This is a genomic window from Sulfurimonas sp. (assembly GCF_029027405.1).
In the GTDB taxonomy this organism is placed as follows: Bacteria; Campylobacterota; Campylobacteria; order Campylobacterales; family Sulfurimonadaceae; genus Sulfurimonas.
The window spans coordinates 2,000,735-2,020,351 of sequence record NZ_CP093396.1; the positions used below are offsets into that span (position 1 = coordinate 2,000,735).

Here is a 19,617-nt window from a genome sequence, read left to right on the forward strand (position 1 = left end):
TACGACTTATTGTTCTGTTAATTGTTGTAACTATAATAAGCAAAAAAACGCTTTAGAAAAATCTATAATTGTTCTTAAGCCTACGAAGGAAGCTAAAAAGATAATTAAGGGTGACATGTTCAGATTGTCTAATTTAGTAAGTATTGGTACTGTTACTAAAAATGATTAAATTTAGCCACTACTCAAAACTATATTTAGAGTTTAAAAAGCATGAACTAAAATTTTCTACTTTAGACAAATATACAAATATAATTAAGGATAGATTATATAAAAAGATTGAAGTTTTAGATAATGGTGTTATATTATGCAATTAGTTCTTAGCCTATTTAGCGGTGTCGGTTTACTAGACCAAGCTTTTAGAGAAAATGGCTTTTGTGTTGTATCGGCTGGTGACTTGATAACTGGTCAAGATGTCCGTGACTTTACAGGTATGAAAAATAAATTCTCTGGTGTGATTGGTGGAAGTCCTTGTCAAGACTTTAGCGGATTGAAGAGAGTTAAAACTGATTATTCTAATAAAATGATAATAGAGTTTTTAAGAGTAGTTTCAGAGTGTGAGCCTGATTGGTATCTTTTGGAAAATGTCAAAGGTGTTCCAAATTTGACTGACTTAAATAAAAATAGTGTGACTCCGCTGCGTGAATATTCCCACCAACGAATTGATATTAATCAGGGTTGGTATGATGATTATTCAAGATTAAGACATATTCAGTTCGGCTCAAAACAAAATTTTTACTTAGATATACCTCGTGGAACTATGAAAAATATTATAAGTGGTTGTGCCTTAGCTTCTGATGATAGAAGTTTTAAAGAGCTTTGCCATATCCAAGGTTTACCAAGTGATTATGATTTAAAAGATTTTAATGTAAAAGGTAAAAAGAAAGCTGTAGGAAATGGTGTTCCTTTATCTGTTGGAAGAGTTCTTGCAAAAGCTGTTTTAGATGTGACTGATCCAGGTAACAAAGGTGTGAACTATCGAGAAGAAAAAAGTGTGACATTAAAATCCTCTCAAGGTAAAATTAGTTTTACAACATTTCTTAATGATAGAAATATTTCATTTGATTCTCGTATGTCAAGTGGTTTTATTTGTAGTGTTTGTAATACTCAGTTTAACCATACTGCTCATAATAGATTTGATTCAAAAGTTCATATTTTTAGTTTGTTTGAATATCTAGATTTTGACTATATGGATTTTTTAAATAATAAAGATACAGAATTAAAAGTTAAAAATTTTTGCAATTCTATTGGTGTTAAAAATACTACATTTTTTTTATCTATTTGTGATGATTGTTTTCAAAATCATAGTTTAATTACTCCAGCTGTTGAAAGTGTGACTTTGCTGCATAAAGAATCTGTGACACAACAGGATAAAAAAAGGTGTGCGTGTGGTTGTGGTCGTGAGTTAATTGGAAAAAAGAAATGTTATGACTCTACATGTCGCAAAAGATTATCACGAAAAAGTATTAAATGTGATTTAGCAGCGGAACAAAAAAAATGATTAAATTTAGCCACTATTCAAAACTATATTTAGAGTTTAAAAAGCATGAACTAAAATTTTCTACTTTAGACAAATATACAAATATAATTAAGGATAGATTAAATCCTACTTTTGGAGATTCAGACATAGCAAATATAAAACCTAGTAACATAAAAAAATGGTTATATGACATAGATGATGTAGGCGGTAAATCTAAAAGAACATATCTGAGTATCTTAAGCGGTATCATGCAAGAAGCTCTTTATGATGAAGTTATAAATCGTAATCCCGTAAGACTTGTTAGACTTCCAAAATTTGACACTCCAAAAATAAAACCTTTTACAGCTGATGAAGTAAATAAAATTATGTCTTTAGCAAAAAATGATAACTATCGTCATTATCTTGCAATAGCATTTTATACGGGTATGCGTTCGGGCGAAATAATGGCACTTAAGAAAAGTGATATAAATTTCAAAAAGCAAATTATTACAGTTCAACGAACACGCTCACGCTATGGAGAATCTACTCCTAAAACAAAATACAGCATTAGAGATGTTCCTATTATAAAATTATTAGAACCATATATTACAGAACTATACAAAAAACATGATGAAGAATATTTATTTATCACTCAGTACAAAAAACCTTATAAAGATAATCATGTCTTTGCTGAAAACTTTTGGAAGAAGGCATTAAAAGAGTTAGACTTAGAATATAGAAGACCATATAACGCTAGGCATACTTACGCTACAAATATGCTTTATAATAATTTAGTAACTCCAGTTCAATTAGCTCAATTGCTAGGTCATGCAAATTCTCAAATGGTTTTTGATGTATATGTTAATTATATAGATTCGTTTAATGAAAACTTTGATAGGTCAATAAATATTTATATTTGAGGGGTACGACAAGAAAAAAAGTGATTTTCAAAAAGGTGCTTCAAACCCCTACATTTAGGGCTTTATGGTGGACAAGGAGAGATTCGAAAAAACCTTACCCTGTTTAGTTCTTTTTTAGCCACTTTCTAACTCTCTTTTACTTTGTGCTATACTTCCGCTGTTACAAATGATTTATCTTTTCTAGGCTTTGGTGTTTCTTTTATTAGAGGGTTGAGGGATTAGTCGGTATCCCCTTGAGAGGAGATACTTCATGTACATAGTACTTGCATTTGTGGTTTTAATGGTTTTAGCCGAACCGTTATATTAAAATAGGGAGCTTTCGCTCTCTTCCACTTGTGTAATTGTAACATATTTTTATCCATCATCTATAAAATTTCTTATTTTAATCTATCATCGGAATTATTCTAAACTCTACGACATCACTATTATCTTGTATATAATGATACGCACTCCCATGCAATACATTTTCTGATATAGCATATATTATTTTTATTTTATATCCTCCTAGTTTATACAATGGATTTTTTTCTAAAAAATCATCAATATTTTGTCTTGCTATTTTTATATCATCTGCTTTTACTTTTCTAGTACTGTTCGCACTCCAATTCTTGCATTGTATAAATAATATTTCTTTTTCTTTTTTAGCAATAATATCAATTCCATTATCTTTCCTACCGTTTTCTTTTTTAATGTTCAGTACAATTAAAATATACATGATTTGATTTTAGACATGATAATCTAATTTCATAATATTTTATATTTCCTTTTTTTGTTACTTTTTTTCCATTAACTATTTTTGTACGAGATAAATATCCTATATGATATTTTTTTAATGATATTGGTCTTTGAAGATAAAAAGTTTCTCTATTGTTTTGTAAATACATTCCATTTCCGTTATTATTTTCTCTGTCTATAAACTCTATTCCTCTTACACTTTTAAGATTTACAATAACTTCTTTAACTCCGTGTTTTATTTCATATATTTTATCAAATGCAAATATAATATTTACATTGATTAATATGATTAAAATTAATTTCATTTTAATGTCCTAGTTCTGCAAGTTTAGTTTTGATTGTGTAATATAATATTTTAATTTGTCCTAGTGGTAATTTTTTTAAATCATTTGTAATTTCATTAACCATATATTCTGAACTTTCAAAGTCTGGATATGTCTTATTTTCTTCAAAGTGTTTTTCAATTATTTTATAAAGTTTTGGTTTTTCTTTTTCCCAATTATTTAATGTTTGTCTTGATATGTTAAATAGTTTTGCAATATCTTCTTTTTTCAAATTATTTACCTTCTTAGTTAAATTATTATACATTTTAAGTTAAATTAAAGTAAAATAATTGTACAATATTATTATATGTAAAATAGTTATACATTTTAAGGAGTGACAAAATGCAAGTAAATTTCTCAAAAATTCAAAGACCGACTCTGTTCCAAGAGTTCTTCGATAAATTGATTACATACTCTAATGAAGTAATAGAGTATATACATACATCTACTATAAATCTAGTCACTCCTACTCATCGCAAAACTGCGATAACTCTTATGAATATTATCAAAAAGAACATTAAACATTCATATACACAAGTTAAAGCGGTTTTAGTAAATTTGTTTAAGAGGATTTTAAAATGACTAGATTAAAAAAGTTAAAAAAAAAAGTTAGAAGATATTAGTTTAGAGATTGAAAAATTAGTAGATGAAAAAGAAAGTTTAGAAGACAGTTCTCCTGGTACAAGAGAATATCAAAAATATTACATGTTAGTCAGATGTGAAATTAAATCTAAACAAAAACTTATTAAAAAATTTAAAAGGATTTTAAAATGACTAGATTAAAAAAGTTAAAAAAAAAGTTAGAAGATATTAGTTTAGAGATTGAAAAATTAGTAGATGAAAAAGAAAGTTTAGAAGACAGTTCTCCTGGTACAAGAGAATATCAAAAATATTACATGTTAGTCAGATGTGAAATTAAATCTGAACAAAAACTTATTAAAAAATTTAAAAGGATTTTAAAATGAAAAATTATGTCATTCAAAAATCAGTTTTATTCGATAATTCTGTTCCTTGTATAAATTGTTTCAATAAACAGACAAATATTGTTCATATGAAAAAAATAACGAAAGTATCTAAAAAATTTGACAAACCGCAATCACATAATGGTATATCAAGTTTGATATAAGTCGGGGATGTCCAAGAGCAATAGTTAGAACTCTTAAAAAGCTAATCTTCCTCTCTCGGTCACTCCTGGGAGGGTCAAAAAAAATAGAGTGATATTTAGTTGAGTATTTAGAGCATAAAAATTGTAGTGAATAGTAGGGTTATTTTTCCCTTATAAACTCTTTCTTTATGTTCTAAAAACTTAATTATACATGACAGTTGATTAAGAATATTTTATTCACTGAGGAGTGACATCATGACAACACATTTAATAGGACAACTACTAGAAGTTAAACCTTCAGAGTACACAAACAAGAAGACTGATAAAGTTTCATATAGTACAGATTTAACAGTTATGTTTGACGGTATAGATGAAGAAGGTTTTCGCAAAGTATCGGTAGAAACTGTAAATACAGATGAAGAATACTATGAAGAACTAAAAGGTTCTATCGGTAAATTTATTGCTTTAGCTTATCATTCAAGTATCGACCAATGGGGGCAAAAGTTTTATGCTGACCGTTCAATGGCTGTTCTAACTTTAGATAAAAATCCTCTTGATTACTCAAAATTTAAGAGAACTAAACAAGAATATAAGAAGTAAAAAATGTACATCAGTAGTCTAAGAAATATTAATTTTTCTATTTTAATTCATCAAACAGATTTAAAGAAATGTAAAGATAAAGAAATAAGAAAAAAAAAAAATTGAAGCACTCTTAGACGAACTGAGAACAAGAAGAGATAATATAATTTATAAATCCCGTCATAGTGAAACGATAGGGACAACAAACGATAGTGCGTTAGTTAACTAAATAAAAATTATTAAAGGATAGATTATTATGAATTTAAGTTCAATATTTACACCTCTTATGGATAATTTACTTCTTGTAATTGGTGCAATGGTTTCTGTTTTATCATTGATTTGGGCTTCTAAACAGCTTTTAAACTTTCTAGGTTTAGAAAATTTTACTTCAAGAGTAGAAGCTAAAAAACAGATAAAAAGAGAAAATAGACAAGCTAAAATAAATCAATATAAAGCAACTTATCGTAAATCTGAATCTGATAAGAAACAAGCAAAGCTCCAAAAATCAGAAGAGAAAAAAGCACTTAAACAGTATGTGAAATCTCAAAAATTAAAAGTAAAAACAGAGAAAAAACAAAGAGCAAAAAGTGGAAGAGTTATCAATGTTAAAAAAAGACTTGAAAAAAATCCTCCAATAGCTCAAAGAATACCAAAAACTAAAACTTCTTCTAGTTCTAAAAGAACTTCTAGAAGAGAATTTATGACTAAAAAGTATAGAGATACTTTTAGCAATGACCCAAGGTATCACTCGGATTTCTAAATATAGATTTTATTTCAATTTTGCTCTAAGTGGGCGTTACATTACTTAAAGCAGAGTTGTAACGAACTCTAGCTAATTTTATACAAAAGGGGAAATCATGAAAAGATTTCAAAGAATTTCAAAAAAAGTTACTGACAAAATGAGTCAGTCAAAAGTTGCAACTGGTGTTACTGGTGTTGCTCTTGCGAGTACACAATCGTTTGCATTGACTTCAACTGATATTAATTTCGGTACTACTGAGGCTGATATTGGTTTAGTTCTAATCGCAATGATTGGAATTGGTGCTGTCGTTTGGGGTGGTCGTAAACTACTTGGTTTTTTCGGATAATCAAAAGTGAAAAAGTACATCATTAATATTTTTATTTTCCTTATGATTGTTAGTGATGTACAGTCTGCTCCACTTCTTGCAAGTGATATAGACCCTTCAAATGCTAATGAGCAAATAGCTCTTATAGTTACCTCATTAGTTGCCTTTTTAGCCTTTATCATGGGTTCAAAAAGAGTATTAAAGTTTCTAGGATAGATTATGAAAAAGTTTTTTTATATATTTTTATTGTCATTTATATTTAGTACAAATATATATGCTTATGTAAATATGTCTAATGTTGGTGATAGAGCTGATGATTTAGGAATGAGAAAAGAAGATTATACTTATGCTATGGCTATAAGTGGTGCTTTGTGTGGTTCTATGTTTGGACTTTTTCTTTGGAAGGCAAGATAATGCCTAGTTTTTTAGATTTTACAATTATTGGTGACCCTGCTTTTGATTTCTTTTTTTCTATTACAGCATCTATAAATCTTTTGATGTTTATAGCTTTTTCTGTAACTGCTCTTTTTCGTGGTCGAGTTTAGACATGTATTTAAAAACCCTCCTACTATATATTTTATTATTTAGTGTTTCACTTTATTCTTCTATTATTCAAAAAAAAATAACTTCTCCTCTAACTATTGAAAAATATAATGTAATATATAAACCAGGTTGTTCAAATTATAAATTAAAAAATAGAAATACATTAGGTGGTGCTTCACAAGGTTCTTGTATTAATGCTGGTTTAGATGGTAAAGATTTTATATCAGCTCAAGTAGATTCTATATTTTATGAAACAAATTGTGTTACAGAAAATTCATTTTACATTTCTTTTGAAGTTTATTCATCTTCTACCATACTTTGTAAATATGCTTCTTGTAAAGATGGATTAAAATTTAATACAAAAACCGAACTTTGTGAAGCACCTCCAAAAACTTGTAAAGATAAAGAAAATCAAGTTTTAAATCCTGATACCAATATTTGTGATTGTGCTGATGGTTATGTGAAAAAAGATGATGATTGTCTTTTAGATACAGACGGCGACGGTGACCCTGATATTACCGACCCTGATAAAGATGACCCTGATATTACTAGTGGTGGTGGTTCTCCTGATGGTTCTTGCAAAGGTTTTGCACAAACAAAACATTTTTTTCCTAATTCTCCAAAATTTCCTTATTCTGATTATAAGTATCTTCCATATTATAAAACTATTCCTGAATGTAAATCTTTAGTTTCAAATAAAAATAAAGTTGATAGTATATTTTATGTTGATGATAAAGGTAAGGCTTGTGAGCGTTCATATTGTTTTGCACATTATAAAAAAGAACAAAAATGTACTTCTACAGTTAAAAATAGTAAACCTGCGGGTTTTGTTTATATGTCTAATTTAAATAAAGATGAGTGTTACGCCAAGGTTGACGGAATTAGTTATACAAAGGCTTTATATTTCGTTGCCGATTCTCTTACTTGTCCTAATATTGAATATTGTTTTTTAAAGCCTAAAAAAGATTTACCAGACAATCCTAGTCCTGATAATAATACTTCAACTAATCCTTTACCAAATAAGAAGTTAAATAGTATTGATTCTAAAATAAAAATTACTAATGATAAATTGACTGATTTAAATAATAAAGCTACTGATAGAAATAATAAATTGAATGATTTAAACAATAAAGCTATTGACAGAAATAATAAATTAGGCGATATTATTAAAAATACATCAACTTCAAACAAATCTTTAAAAAGTATTGATGAGTTTATAAAATCAAATAATAAAGGTTTGACAAGTTTGAATGAGACAACTTTAAAAAATAACTCTCAATTTCAAAACATCGCCTCTAATACTAGGAATATTAATGAAAATTTACAAGCAGGATTACTTGGCGATGACCCTTTTGCAAATGTAGATTTAACAGATGATGGTTCTTCAAAGTTTGGTGATTTTAAAAGTGATGTTTCTTCTGCATTTGATAAAACAACTTATTTTAATATTTTTGGTTTAAGTGGAATGTCTGGCGGTTCTATTCCTGAGTATAGCGCGAATATTATGGGTAGTAAAATTACAGTTTTTCACCCTAGTATGCTCAATGGTTTTCCAATGGCTGATATAAGAGCTTTAATCATGTTTTTCTTTGCCCTTATGGGCTTCATTCACACATTTAGGAGCGTTTAAAGATGGCTATATCTTTATTATTGGCTGGATTTAGTGGTATAGCCTCTATTGCTAGTTTTATTATGAAACATCCGTTTGTTTCTAAAATGATGATTTTTGGTGTTTTTACTGCACTTCTAACCCTTGCTTTTACATACTTAAAAAATCTAGTAGCTCCTTACATTGTAGGAAATTCTTTGATGTCTTTAGCTGCTTATTTTGGTGTACTAGATGGGATAAGCATATATATAACAATCTTAGTCGCAGGATTTGGAGTCAAACAAGTTTTAGCGTTTGTAAGGTCTTAATTTAAATATAGGAGTAACAATGTTTAGGTATCTATTTATAATTTTATTTTTGGTGTTTAATCTAAATGCTAGAAGTTTAGTAAATGTAAATTTTTCAAATTTAAAAATCAATGAGTTTATTAAAATAGTTTCAAAGCTAGTTAATAAGAATATTTTAGTTACTGATATTATTGAAGGTCAAGTTAACTTAGTTAGTAATGTCTCGATTTATGATGATGAACTTATAAGCATTTTATCATCAGTTTTAAAATCTAAAGACTATACACTCATAAAAAATGGTTCTATCTATGAAGTGATTAAAATATCTAAAGCTGTAAAGAGTGAAGCAAATTATAAAGGTAGTTTAAAAAATAATAGTTTTATAGTTTCCCACCTCATACAAATAAAAAATAATGATGTTGATATTATTGCTTCAAAGCTTAAAAGTTTAACTTCTATACATTCAAACCTTATAACTATTAAAAGCTCTAACATGATACTTATTAGTGATTATCCAAAGAATATAAATGTAATCAAGAAGATAATAAAAAAGATAGATATTAAACTAAATAATGATGTGTTTATGTATGAGATTAAAAATGTACAAGCTAAAGCACTTCTAACATATCTAAATGAAAGCTCTAAACTTCTTTTCAATGATTCTTTAAAGTCTGACAAGGTTAAAATCTTATTACATGAAGATTTAAATTCTATTATAGTTATTGGTAAAAAATCAAATGTTTTAGTTATTGAAAAGTTGATAAAAAAGTTTGATATTGAATCTTCAAATAATCAAACACTAAAAATATTTAATCTAAAAAATGCTAAAGCTGATGAAGTATTTAAAGCTCTTAATGACATCATAAAAAATCAAAAGTTTAGTGATGAATCTTTAAAGCCTAATGTTTCTAAAAGTGATGATATTAATTCTATTATAGTTGTTGGTGTTCCTCACATCATAAAAGCTCTTGAACCTCTCATAAAAGAGTTAGATAAGGAAAAGTATCAAGTATATGTAGAAGCTCGTATAATAGATATAAATAAGAAAAATTCAGAAGATTTAGGCATTAAATATAATTTTGATGGTGCTAGGCTTTTATCTAGTGGTGGTTTACTCTCTTTTAGTTCTAATTTCAGTGGTATAGCTCCTATACAAGGCTTGATAGGTAAAAACTTATCATCTTCGCTCGTTGGTGATGGTTTGGCTCTTGGTGCATCTATTGACTTTCTTCAAACAAACGGTGCAAGTAAATCAATCTCTAATCCTTCTATTCTTTGCGTTAATAATAAAGAATCATCAATATATGTAGGTAAAGCTATCTCTTTACAAAGTGGGTCTGTCTCTGCTTCTGATAGTGGTGTTACTAACTCTTATGTTAGAACTGATATAGGTTTGACTTTAAAAATAATTCCTCGTGTTTCATCATCAGATAAAGTTACTTTAGAAGTATCAATCATTTTAGAAAACATAATCGATGATGGTAGTAATAATGAAACGGGTCAACCAGTAACTTCTAAACAAGAAATTAACACTCAAACAATACTTAGGCATGGCGAAAATATAATTATAGGTGGTTTAGTTAAGAGCTACACTTTAGATTCTAAGTCACAAATCCCATTACTTGGAGATATTCCTTTTCTTGGGGCATTGTTTAGAAGTACATCAACAACAAAAGAGCAAGATAATTTAGTTGTTATTCTAACTCCGTATATCATTGATAATAGTGAAAAACTATCACAACTTCAAAAAGATTTAGGAACATTATCAAAGTTACAAGAAAAATACAATCAAGAAGCATTTAATAATTTTGAGGAAGAAGGTTTAAAAGATGATTGATTATTTTTTTGGTAAACCTAGAACGGGTAAAACTTACAGAGCTGTTGATATTCTCTACAATGATTATGTTAAAGATGAAAATGCTTCTCCAAAATTTACTAATATTATTACAAATATTGGTGGTTTTAAATTTAAAGAAATAAACCAACTCTTTAGGGATAGAGGTTCTAAATCAGTAGCTTATAAATTAGTTTGGAGAGATTTATATACACATTTATCAAAATTGTACGAAATGGCTCTTGATGATAAAAGTGATGAAGAATTAAATAGATACGCATATAGTCACAAGATAAATGACGCTTTAATAATTCTTGATGAAGCTTCTTTGTTTATGAAAAGATATGATGATGTTGTTTCATGGTGGTTGGCTTATCACGGACATTTTAAAATGAGAATTATAATAATAGCTCAAAGTCCTAAACAAATAAATGCTGAGTACCTTGTACATGCTGAAATATATTATGAAGCTCAACCTCAAAGTAAACAGTTAGCAAGTAATAAGCTTAGGTATATACACTATAGTGAGCCTTATTTTGTAAAAGATAATAAATTTTCTTCTAATACTATTACTTCTAATCAAAAAATATTTGATTTATATAAAAGTGGAGAAGTTGATAAACCTAAAAAAATGTTAATTAGATTTATTATATATATTTTAATAGCTCTTTTTATATCCGCTGCTTTTTTCAAATTTCTTCTTTATAGACTTTCTCCAGATACTCCTGATACAGAAGAAAACCAATCCAATAGCGTTACATCAACTTATGAAGATGTTGATTATCCACCTCCAAAATCTGATGATTATTTATTGTCTGTTCGTTGCAATAAGCGTTATTGTTGGAATACTGACCCTAAATATGACAGTAAAGAAATATCTTTAAGTTATTTTAAATTTATAGTTATTAAACACTCTTTAGAACTAGAATATAGTGAGATTATAAATGAGGTTTACATACTTACTCCAATAGAGAAAACTTTGAGTAAATCAACTTTATCAAAGTTAACTGATTATTATTATTTCATACCCAAAGAGCTTAAAACTAAAGAGTTAAAACAATTTTTTATAAGTAAAGAAGTAATGACAAATAAAAGAAAAGATTTTAGTATTAATCCATTTAATATAAACACGAACGAAGAGAACGCAAGGACGAGCGCCTTAGCGAGGACGACCAAAAGCGAGTGAGATGGGAGGAGTTTAGCGACTCCCCTTGGCTATCTATAAAAAGTTATCGTACAAAAATTAAAGGAGTGACAAAAATGAAAAATTATGGATTAAGTTCTTACCAAAGATATAAAGCTTTAAAAAAACTAGAGTTCAACAGAGACTATATGCTTAGTAACGGGATACAGCTAGATAATAAGATAATTCCTTTTGCTGATTTTGTATGTAACAGTTATACAAATTCTGATAGGTACATAGCTGAGTTACAGCATAGAGCTTGGTCGACTTACGACTATGCAAAAGAAAAAAACTTAAAAAATATATTTTTTTCTCTTACTCTTCCTTCTAAATGGCATCCAATGAAAACTATTAATTTCGGTAAAAAGAATGAAAAATTAGTATTTAATAAAAAATTTGGTGGTCGAAGAATTATTAAAGTTCACACTAAACAGAAAAATAAATATCATTTCTTAAATGCTCATGTAAAGCAAAACATTCCTTTCATTGAGCCTATATTAGATTATACAAATACAGTTGATAAATATTCTCCTCATAATGCTTCTAAAGAGTTGTCTAGGTTATTATCTGCAGGTTTATTTAATGAAAGAAGTTATAGAAAAATAGATAAAGAGCATAGATGTTATTTTAGAGTAACAGAACCTCACAAAGATGGTACACCTCATTTACATATAAGTTTATATGTTCCAGAAAATAAGGTTAATTCAATAGTAAAATCACTTAAGAGATGTTATCTTGCTCCTATGGGAGATATAGAAACAAATGTAAATAATCCTGTTTCTTACCTTATGAAATATGTTTTAAAAACTCTTGATGATTTGAGAGATAATCCCGAAAAAATAACAAATCTTACTTTGTGGTATCTGCATCATGGGATTAGTCGTTTTTATACTTCTCGTACTTTTATATCTTTGGAAGTGTATAGAAAACTTAATGGCATGTACACTTTAATAGACTTAACTAAAAAATACAAATCAAATGATATATGCATTTATGTTTATTCAGATACTAAAAAAATAGCACTCATAGAAAACGAATACGGCACTATCTATATTCCTAAACCTGTAAATTGGTATGATAAGTTAGTGGACACCGACCATACTTACTTAGAGGCTGAATTTGAACCTATTTATAAAGAGCAAAATAAATCAGTTAAACCAATACAGATAAAGATAGATGATGAAGATTACATAATCCATCAACACTCTTTAAAAGAACACAATCAACAAAACGAAAAACTCATTAAAAATAATAAAATTCCCTTATCTCTTGATGATATTCTTATAAAACCAAAGATTCAACCATATCAAATGAAAAATTATCAACTTTCACACTATTTTGAAAATATAAATATGGACAGTGTAAATCCTGCTCATTTCGCTGTTACATATAACTTAATGATAGAACGAGGCTTGATAGCGGGTGAGTTGCTGAAACCATCTAGTATGTATGAAGCTTTTGAGGTATTTTAAAATGAGAATAAGCAAATGCCCTATATGTCATAACGAATTTAAAGATTATAGTCTTTATAAACCTACGACTTATTGTTCTGTTAATTGTTGTAACTATAATAAGCAAAAAAACGCTTTAGAAAAATCTATAATTGTTCTTAAGCCTACGAAGGAAGCTAAAAAGATAATTAAGGGTATACTACCCCAAGAAAATCAAACAACTATTTCTAAAGTTTAATTCTTAAAAGAGTAAAATTAAACAATAAAAATAGAAGGTAATCTTATGAGTCGAAAAAGAACAACATATACAGCAGAATTCAAGACAAAGTTAGTTTTAGAAGTTTTAAAAGAAGATAAGACACTAAATGAAATAGCAAGTGTAAATAATATCACACCAAAAAACTTACAAAATTGGAAGAAGATATTTTTGGAAAATGCAGAAGTTGCGATGGAACCTGCAAAAGTAATTAAAGAGTACAAAGAAGAGAATGTAAGATTACAAGCTAAACTTGATGAATATGCAAAGGTTGTAGGTCAACTAACAGTAGAGAAGGACTGGGCGGTGGGAAAGTTAAGCAGCTTGGACTCTAGCTATAAAAAGGAGTTGATTGATAGAGATGAAAATAAGGCATTATCAGTTGTAAAACAATGTAATCTTATTAACTATAACAGAAGTAATTTGTTCTATGCACCAATGGTAAATCTTGCTAAAAATGTAATTAAAAAACATATAGAAAAAGTATTTGAAGAGATACCAAGCTATGGCTATATGAAAGTGTATCATCAACTACTAGAGGATGGTTTTCGTGTCAGTCCCAACACAGTGCTGGCATACCGTAGAGAGTTAGGTTTACAGGCTGTTTTAGCTGTAAGACCACCAAATACAAGCTGGGCGGACAAGCAACATCATAAATACTCTTACAAAATAAGAGGATTAGATATCGTAAGAGCAAACCAAGTATGGTCAACAGATATAACCTATATTAAAATTAAAGGTGGTATGGTCTATATGGCTGCCATAATTGATTGGTATTCTAAAGCAATATTATCTTGGCGAATATCCAACACAATGGATACAGATTTAGTCATAGGTGTACTAGATGAAGCACTCGCACTCTATGGTAAGCCTGAGATATTTAATACTGATCAAGGGTCACAATATACAAGCTGTATCCACACTCAAACATTAAAAGATAATGACATAATTATCTCTATGGATGGCAAAGGTAGAGCAACAGATAATATTTGTATTGAGAGGTTCTGGAGAAGTGCTAAAGTTGAAAAAATATACCTCAATGAATATGAGAGAGTATCAGTTCTCAAAAGTGATGTTAAGGATTATATAGAATTTTATAATCACAGAAGATTTCATGAGACATTGAAATATAAAAAACCTATGAATGTTTATTATGATAGTTTAAAAATCAATGATGAGAATTACACTAAATCTAGTGAAAATGTAGCATAGGGTAACAGGTATTTAGGGAATTAGATTTTTGAAAAAGTTGTCTTGACATATTGGGGTAGTATAGGGTGACATGTTCAGATTGTCTAATTTAGTAAGTATTGGTACTGTTACTAAAAATGATTAAATTTAGCCACTACTCAAAACTATATTTAGAGTTTAAAAAGCATGAACTAAAATTTTCTACTTTAGACAAATATACAAATATAATTAAGGATAGATTAAATCCTACTTTTGGAGATTCAGACATAGCAAATATAAAACCTAGTAACATAAAAAAATGGTTATATGACATAGATGATGTAGGCGGTAAATCTAAAAGAACATATCTGAGTATCTTAAGCGGTATCATGCAAGAAGCTCTTTATGATGAAGTTATAAATCGTAATCCCGTAAGACTTGTTAGACTTCCAAAATTTGACACTCCAAAAATAAAACCTTTTACAGCTGATGAAGTAAATAAAATTATGTCTTTAGCAAAAAATGATAACTATCGTCATTATCTTGCAATAGCATTTTATACGGGTATGCGTTCGGGCGAAATAATGGCACTTAAGAAAAGTGATATAAATTTCAAAAAGCAAATTATTACAGTTCAACGAACACGCTCACGCTATGGAGAATCTACTCCTAAAACAAAATACAGCATTAGAGATGTTCCTATTATAAAATTATTAGAACCATATATTACAGAACTATACAAAAAACATGATGAAGAATATTTATTTATCACTCAGTACAAAAAACCTTATAAAGATAATCATGTCTTTGCTGAAAACTTTTGGAAGAAGGCATTAAAAGAGTTAGACTTAGAATATAGAAGACCATATAACGCTAGGCATACTTACGCTACAAATATGCTTTATAATAATTTAGTAACTCCAGTTCAATTAGCTCAATTGCTAGGTCATGCAAATTCTCAAATGGTTTTTGATGTATATGTTAATTATATAGATTCGTTTAATGAAAACTTTGATAGGTCAATAAATATTTATATTTGAGGGGTACGACAAGAAAAAAAGTGATTTTCAAAAAGGTGCTTCAAACCCCTACATTTAGGGCTTTATGGTGGACAAGGAGAGATTCGAAAAAACCTTACCCCTAAATTCAACTTTAAGAGGCTTCAAAACTCTCTCTTTTCTTTTATAATATAGTAGTCAGAGGGGTAACTAATCCCTCCGTTTGTTTAGTAAAGAGAGGGTGTAAACACCATCAAAACCAAAAAGACTACTATTAGCTTACTGTTCAAAATAAGCTCCTCTTTTGGAATCCTAATCCCACACCTAACACCACTTGCTAAAAAATAAGCAAAAAAAAAGGCTAAGACCTAAGCCTTAACCTTAATCTTCCAAAAAGAAATATGTTAGTTAATCATATTCTTATAAGGAGTTATTTTGAACATCAGAGGAATTATATCATATTTTTATTTATCTACAAAATCATTATTCTATTTTATATTTTAATTCACTTAAATATTTTTTCCAAATATCTTTTCTTTTTTCCCAATCAAATGCTTTTTTTGATTGATATCCTATTTTTTTAGAATCTTCTTCACTTAGTTCTATCTCAATATCTTCAATATTTTTTTCTTCTATAAAATCATTGATTTTTATAAAGCCTCTTCCTGCTTCACCACTTAAGCCATCATTTGTTCCCCATTCGTGAATAAGAGCTGTATATTTTCCAATAGTACACTTATTTTTAAATAATACTATTAATGAATAATTATCATGTCCATCGTTTACTTTTGCCATAGCTATAAACTCATTAGGATTTTTAACTATCTCGTTTAAAAGATTATTTACCCAACTTGTAATACCTTCTTCTCCATATTCTATAATTTCTATCATTTTTTTACCTTTTTAGTTTATTTTAAGCTATTATTACCTATAATATACAAGAAATAGGAAGTAATTACTTTTAAAGGAAGTGACACATGCACTCAACAAATACACACATAGCAAGTAATCAGAATTTATCTGGTAAATCTAAAGTTTTTGTACTTATAGCATTTAAAGGAACTCACAAGAAGTTTATAAAACAGTTTCATAAGCTGTTAAATGATAAAAAGTACAATAAAATAGATATAAATGACCGTCTTTTTTATAGAGCGACAAGAATATCTGATACAAATATCGTAGAATCAAATATTATTTTCTTTAATGAACCTGATAAAGTTAAAACTATTCATAATTTACTTGAAACTTATTTCAAAGATAATTATACTCTATTATAATTTAACATTTTACTAAGGAGTGACAAAATGCAAAATAATCAACTAACACATAGTTATTTAAAAGAACCTATTAGAAATTATTTAATAATTTATAGTATTAATATTCAAGTTGCTAAAGATTCAGTAAATTTTTCTTTAAGATTATTATCTGATATGAATAAAGATAGTTTTAATTATTTATATTTTTATAATTCTTTAGAACTACGCAAAGAAAAATTAAAGAAAATTTTAAATGAAAGAAAGGAAGCATTTTTTGTTCAAAAAGAAAGTTATGGTTGTTTTTTACCATTTATAGAATGGTATCATTTTGTAAGAACTGGCTATATAATGAGTTATAAAGATTTAATAGATATATATCCTAAACAGTTTAAATTTCATCGTAAGCATTTAGATTATGCATAAGTCTAAACGCATTATAGTTAGATAATATGTCTAATACTTCTGGGTTTTTTAATATGCTACTTTTATAATAAACATAATAATAGTTTCTTCCCTCTTTTTCATCAGGGTCAATCTGGTTACCATATTTTTTTCCTTTATCTTCAATTATATAATCAGTGATATTATATTCTTTTTCCCTTCTTACAAAACCAATGTATATAAATATATCATTTAATTCTTTTGCACTTATATTAATTCTATTTGCTAATTGAGTTACACTATAATAAATCTCATTTTCTTTATGTTTCATATTAATGCCCCATCTCTGCAAGTTCTGCCATCATCAGGTGATAGAACTTTTTAGTTTTGTTTTCAGAAAGTTTATCAATAGCTTTTATCATTTCACTTTTTAAATAGTTTGGATTATTTAAATCTGGATACTCTTTTTTATTTTCAAAATGTTTAATAATTATTTCAAAAACTTCTGGTCTTCCATTTTCCCAATTTCTGAATGTTTTATAATCCATTTTTAATAAATTTGCCATTTCTGTTTTATTCATCGGTAACTATTTCCTTCAGTTAGTATATTTATATTATAATTGCCTATATTTAAACTTATTTTAAGCTATTATTGCCTATAATATATATAAGAAATAGGAAGTTATTACCTTTTTAGATAATTACTTCCATTATAGGAGTGACAAAATGCAAGTAAATTTTCAAAACATTCAAAGACCGACTCTGTTCCAAGAGTTCTTCGACAAATTGATTACATACTCTAATGAAGTAATAGAGTATATACATACATCTACTATAAATCTAGTCACTCCTACTTATCGCAAAACTGCAATAACTCTTATGAATATTATCAAAAACAACATTAAACATTCATATATACAAGTTAAAGCGGTTTTAGTAAATTTGTTTAAGAGGGTTATAAAATGAAAAACAAAAATCTATCAAATCTATAATTTAACCGCAGTCACATAATGGCATGTCAAGTTTGATATAAGTCGGGTCTGTACAGTTGGAGCATTAAGCTAGAACTCCATTAAAGTAACAAAGCTAGTCTTTCCTCTCTTCCTCTCTCGGTCACTTCTGAGATGGTTTAGAGTGATATTTAGTTGAGTATGTAGAGCATAAAAACTGAGAGCTATAAAGTGGGTTATTTTTCCCATAAATAAGAAAACTCTTTTTTTATGTTCTACACACTTAATTATTAATAGTGATTAAGTAAATTTAAAATTTCACTAAAGGAGTGACATAATGACTACACATTTAATAGGACAACTACTAGAAGTTAAACCTTCAGAGTACACAAACAAGAAGACTGATAAAGTTTCATATAGTACAGATTTAACAGTTATGTTTGACGGTATAGATGAAGAAGGTTTTCGCAAAGTGTCGGTAGAAACTGTAAATACAGATGAAGAATACTATGAAGAACTAAAAGGTTCTATCGGTAAATTTATTGCTTTAGCTTATCATTCAAGTATCGACCAATGGGGGCAAAAGTTTTATGCTGACCGTTCAATGGCTGTTCTAACTTTAGATAAAAATCCTCTTGATTACTCAAAATTTAAGAGAACTAAACAAGAATATAAGAAGTAAAAAATGTACATCAGTAGTCTAAGAAATATTAATTTTTCTATTTTAATTCATCAAACAGATTTAAAGAAATGTAAAGATAAAGAAATAAGAAAAAAAAAATTGAAGCACTCTTAGACGAACTGAGAACAAGAAGAGATAATATAATTTATAAATCCCGTCATAGTGAAACGATAGGGACAACAAACGATAGTGCGTTAGTTAACTAAATAAAAATTATTAAAGGATAGATTATTATGAATTTAAGTTCAATATTTACACCTCTTATGGATAATTTACTTCTTGTAATTGGTGCAATGGTTTCTGTTTTATCATTGATTTGGGCTTCTAAACAGCTTTTAAACTTTCTAGGTTTAGAAAATTTTACTTCAAGAGTAGAAGCTAAAAAACAGATAAAAAGAGAAAATAGACAAGTTAAAATAAATCAATATAAAGCAACTTATCGTAAATCTGAATCTGATAAGAAACAAGCAAAGCTCCAAAAATCAGAAGAGAAAAAAGCACTTAAACAGTATGTGAAATCTCAAAAATTAAAAGTAAAAACAGAGAAAAAACAAAGAGCAAAAAGTGGAAGAGTTATCAATGTTAAAAAAAGACTTGAAAAAAATCCTCCAATAGCTCAAAGAATACCAAAAACTAAAACTTCTTCTAGTTCTAAAAGAACTTCTAGAAGAGAATTTATGACTAAAAAGTATAGAGATACTTTTAGCAATGACCCAAGGTATCACTCGGATTTCTAAATATAGATTTTATTTCAATTTTGCTCTAAGTGGGCGTTACATTACTTAAAGCAGAGTTGTAACGAACTCTAGCTAATTTTATACAAAAGGGGAAA

The 19,617-nt window shown here is 28.1% G+C and carries 29 protein-coding genes; 23 read left to right on the plus strand and 6 right to left on the minus strand.

What is annotated here, in order from left to right; genetic code table 11:
- Positions 1–161: 161 nt before the first annotated feature.
- The 3 genes from MOV42_RS09600 to MOV42_RS09610 are packed head-to-tail and all read left to right on the plus strand — an operon-like array spanning position 162 to position 2,376.
- Positions 162–314, plus strand: coding sequence for a hypothetical protein (locus tag MOV42_RS09600; RefSeq protein WP_324170976.1), 153 nt, complete (start codon positions 162–164; stop codon positions 312–314).
- Complete coding sequence (locus MOV42_RS09605; RefSeq protein ID WP_324170977.1) at positions 305–1,498, plus strand: DNA cytosine methyltransferase; 1,194 nt, start codon at positions 305–307, stop codon at positions 1,496–1,498. The genes MOV42_RS09600 and MOV42_RS09605 overlap by 10 nt, the downstream gene beginning before the upstream one ends.
- Positions 1,495–2,376 carry a site-specific integrase gene (locus tag MOV42_RS09610; RefSeq protein ID WP_324170978.1) on the plus strand — a complete coding sequence of 294 codons (882 nt, stop codon included), beginning with the start codon at positions 1,495–1,497 and terminating at the stop codon, positions 2,374–2,376. Before MOV42_RS09605 ends, MOV42_RS09610 begins: the two co-directional genes overlap by 4 nt.
- Before the next feature lie 382 nt (positions 2,377–2,758).
- On the opposite strand, the gene MOV42_RS09615 is transcribed toward MOV42_RS09610, so the two are convergent.
- Genes MOV42_RS09615 through MOV42_RS09625 form a run of 3 tightly spaced genes read right to left on the minus strand, consistent with a single transcriptional unit; the run spans position 2,759 to position 3,666 of the window.
- Positions 2,759–3,091, minus strand: a complete 333-nt coding sequence (locus tag MOV42_RS09615; RefSeq protein WP_324170979.1) for a restriction endonuclease — start codon at positions 3,089–3,091, stop codon at positions 2,759–2,761.
- Positions 3,063–3,416 carry a hypothetical protein gene (locus MOV42_RS09620; protein WP_324170980.1) on the minus strand — a complete coding sequence of 118 codons (354 nt, stop codon included), beginning with the start codon at positions 3,414–3,416 and terminating at the stop codon, positions 3,063–3,065. The genes MOV42_RS09615 and MOV42_RS09620 overlap by 29 nt, the downstream gene beginning before the upstream one ends.
- 1 nt (position 3,417) lies before the next feature.
- The gene (locus tag MOV42_RS09625; protein WP_324170981.1) at positions 3,418–3,666 is read right to left on the minus strand and encodes a hypothetical protein; all 249 of its coding nucleotides are present in this window, start codon (positions 3,664–3,666) and stop codon (positions 3,418–3,420) included.
- Positions 3,667–3,776: 110 nt separating this feature from the next.
- Between MOV42_RS09625 and MOV42_RS09630 the strand changes: the two genes are divergently transcribed.
- The 15 genes from MOV42_RS09630 to MOV42_RS09700 all read left to right on the plus strand — a co-directional run bounded on the left by MOV42_RS09630 (position 3,777) and on the right by MOV42_RS09700 (position 15,558).
- Positions 3,777–4,016 carry a hypothetical protein gene (locus tag MOV42_RS09630; RefSeq protein ID WP_324170966.1) on the plus strand — a complete coding sequence of 80 codons (240 nt, stop codon included), beginning with the start codon at positions 3,777–3,779 and terminating at the stop codon, positions 4,014–4,016.
- A 188-nt stretch (positions 4,017–4,204) separates the two neighbouring features.
- A complete protein-coding gene (locus tag MOV42_RS09635) occupies positions 4,205–4,399 on the plus strand; it encodes a hypothetical protein (protein ID WP_324170982.1) in 195 nt (64 codons plus the stop codon).
- A gap of 395 nt (positions 4,400–4,794) precedes the next feature.
- Positions 4,795–5,139 carry a hypothetical protein gene (locus MOV42_RS09640; protein WP_324170983.1) on the plus strand — a complete coding sequence of 115 codons (345 nt, stop codon included), beginning with the start codon at positions 4,795–4,797 and terminating at the stop codon, positions 5,137–5,139.
- Between the two features lie 235 nt (positions 5,140–5,374).
- On the plus strand, positions 5,375–5,878 hold the full coding sequence (locus MOV42_RS09645; protein ID WP_324170984.1) for a hypothetical protein: 504 nt from the start codon (positions 5,375–5,377) through the stop codon (positions 5,876–5,878).
- Positions 5,879–5,975: 97 nt separating this feature from the next.
- The gene (locus MOV42_RS09650) at positions 5,976–6,206 is read left to right on the plus strand and encodes a hypothetical protein (RefSeq protein ID WP_324170985.1); all 231 of its coding nucleotides are present in this window, start codon (positions 5,976–5,978) and stop codon (positions 6,204–6,206) included.
- A gap of 6 nt (positions 6,207–6,212) precedes the next feature.
- Positions 6,213–6,401 (plus strand): hypothetical protein, encoded by a 189-nt coding sequence (locus MOV42_RS09655; RefSeq protein WP_324170986.1) that lies wholly within the window; start codon positions 6,213–6,215, stop codon positions 6,399–6,401.
- Between the two features lie 3 nt (positions 6,402–6,404).
- Positions 6,405–6,599, plus strand: coding sequence for a hypothetical protein (locus MOV42_RS09660; RefSeq protein WP_324170987.1), 195 nt, complete (start codon positions 6,405–6,407; stop codon positions 6,597–6,599).
- On the plus strand, positions 6,599–6,730 hold the full coding sequence (locus MOV42_RS09665) for a hypothetical protein (RefSeq protein ID WP_321777794.1): 132 nt from the start codon (positions 6,599–6,601) through the stop codon (positions 6,728–6,730). Before MOV42_RS09660 ends, MOV42_RS09665 begins: the two co-directional genes overlap by 1 nt.
- A 2-nt stretch (positions 6,731–6,732) precedes the next feature.
- Positions 6,733–8,358: a hypothetical protein gene (locus MOV42_RS09670; protein ID WP_324170988.1), complete on the plus strand. Its 1,626-nt coding sequence runs from the start codon at positions 6,733–6,735 to the stop codon at positions 8,356–8,358.
- A 2-nt stretch (positions 8,359–8,360) separates the two neighbouring features.
- Positions 8,361–8,645, plus strand: a complete 285-nt coding sequence (locus tag MOV42_RS09675; RefSeq protein WP_324170989.1) for a hypothetical protein — start codon at positions 8,361–8,363, stop codon at positions 8,643–8,645.
- Between the two features lie 19 nt (positions 8,646–8,664).
- A complete protein-coding gene (locus MOV42_RS09680) occupies positions 8,665–10,461 on the plus strand; it encodes a secretin N-terminal domain-containing protein (protein ID WP_324170990.1) in 1,797 nt (598 codons plus the stop codon).
- The gene (locus tag MOV42_RS09685) at positions 10,454–11,644 is read left to right on the plus strand and encodes a zonular occludens toxin domain-containing protein (RefSeq protein WP_324170991.1); all 1,191 of its coding nucleotides are present in this window, start codon (positions 10,454–10,456) and stop codon (positions 11,642–11,644) included. Before MOV42_RS09680 ends, MOV42_RS09685 begins: the two co-directional genes overlap by 8 nt.
- A gap of 74 nt (positions 11,645–11,718) precedes the next feature.
- The gene (locus MOV42_RS09690) at positions 11,719–13,113 is read left to right on the plus strand and encodes a hypothetical protein (protein ID WP_324170992.1); all 1,395 of its coding nucleotides are present in this window, start codon (positions 11,719–11,721) and stop codon (positions 13,111–13,113) included.
- 262 nt (positions 13,114–13,375) lie between these two features.
- Positions 13,376–14,560 (plus strand): IS3 family transposase, encoded by a 1,185-nt coding sequence (locus MOV42_RS09695; protein ID WP_324170993.1) that lies wholly within the window; start codon positions 13,376–13,378, stop codon positions 14,558–14,560.
- 116 nt (positions 14,561–14,676) lie between these two features.
- A complete protein-coding gene (locus MOV42_RS09700) occupies positions 14,677–15,558 on the plus strand; it encodes a site-specific integrase (RefSeq protein ID WP_324170978.1) in 882 nt (293 codons plus the stop codon).
- A gap of 441 nt (positions 15,559–15,999) precedes the next feature.
- Here MOV42_RS09700 and MOV42_RS09705 read toward each other — a convergent pair whose 3' ends face one another.
- Positions 16,000–16,407 carry a hypothetical protein gene (locus MOV42_RS09705; protein ID WP_324170994.1) on the minus strand — a complete coding sequence of 136 codons (408 nt, stop codon included), beginning with the start codon at positions 16,405–16,407 and terminating at the stop codon, positions 16,000–16,002.
- Between the two features lie 86 nt (positions 16,408–16,493).
- On the opposite strand from MOV42_RS09705, the gene MOV42_RS09710 reads away from it, so the two are divergent.
- Positions 16,494–16,793: a hypothetical protein gene (locus MOV42_RS09710; protein WP_324170995.1), complete on the plus strand. Its 300-nt coding sequence runs from the start codon at positions 16,494–16,496 to the stop codon at positions 16,791–16,793.
- 27 nt (positions 16,794–16,820) lie between these two features.
- Positions 16,821–17,195, plus strand: coding sequence for a hypothetical protein (locus MOV42_RS09715; RefSeq protein ID WP_324170996.1), 375 nt, complete (start codon positions 16,821–16,823; stop codon positions 17,193–17,195).
- Here the strand turns inward: MOV42_RS09715 and MOV42_RS09720 are convergent.
- Both MOV42_RS09720 and MOV42_RS09725 read right to left on the minus strand, forming a co-directional pair.
- A complete protein-coding gene (locus MOV42_RS09720) occupies positions 17,161–17,484 on the minus strand; it encodes a hypothetical protein (protein WP_324170997.1) in 324 nt (107 codons plus the stop codon). The genes MOV42_RS09715 and MOV42_RS09720 overlap by 35 nt on opposite strands.
- A gap of 1 nt (position 17,485) precedes the next feature.
- Positions 17,486–17,734 (minus strand): hypothetical protein, encoded by a 249-nt coding sequence (locus MOV42_RS09725; RefSeq protein WP_324170998.1) that lies wholly within the window; start codon positions 17,732–17,734, stop codon positions 17,486–17,488.
- 145 nt (positions 17,735–17,879) lie between these two features.
- On the opposite strand from MOV42_RS09725, the gene MOV42_RS09730 reads away from it, so the two are divergent.
- The 3 genes from MOV42_RS09730 (at position 17,880) to MOV42_RS09740 (ending at position 19,522) form a co-directional block, all read left to right on the plus strand.
- Positions 17,880–18,119: a hypothetical protein gene (locus MOV42_RS09730; protein WP_324170999.1), complete on the plus strand. Its 240-nt coding sequence runs from the start codon at positions 17,880–17,882 to the stop codon at positions 18,117–18,119.
- 321 nt (positions 18,120–18,440) lie between these two features.
- Positions 18,441–18,785: a hypothetical protein gene (locus MOV42_RS09735; protein WP_324170983.1), complete on the plus strand. Its 345-nt coding sequence runs from the start codon at positions 18,441–18,443 to the stop codon at positions 18,783–18,785.
- Between the two features lie 233 nt (positions 18,786–19,018).
- On the plus strand, positions 19,019–19,522 hold the full coding sequence (locus MOV42_RS09740; RefSeq protein WP_324171000.1) for a hypothetical protein: 504 nt from the start codon (positions 19,019–19,021) through the stop codon (positions 19,520–19,522).
- Positions 19,523–19,617 lie beyond the last annotated feature (95 nt).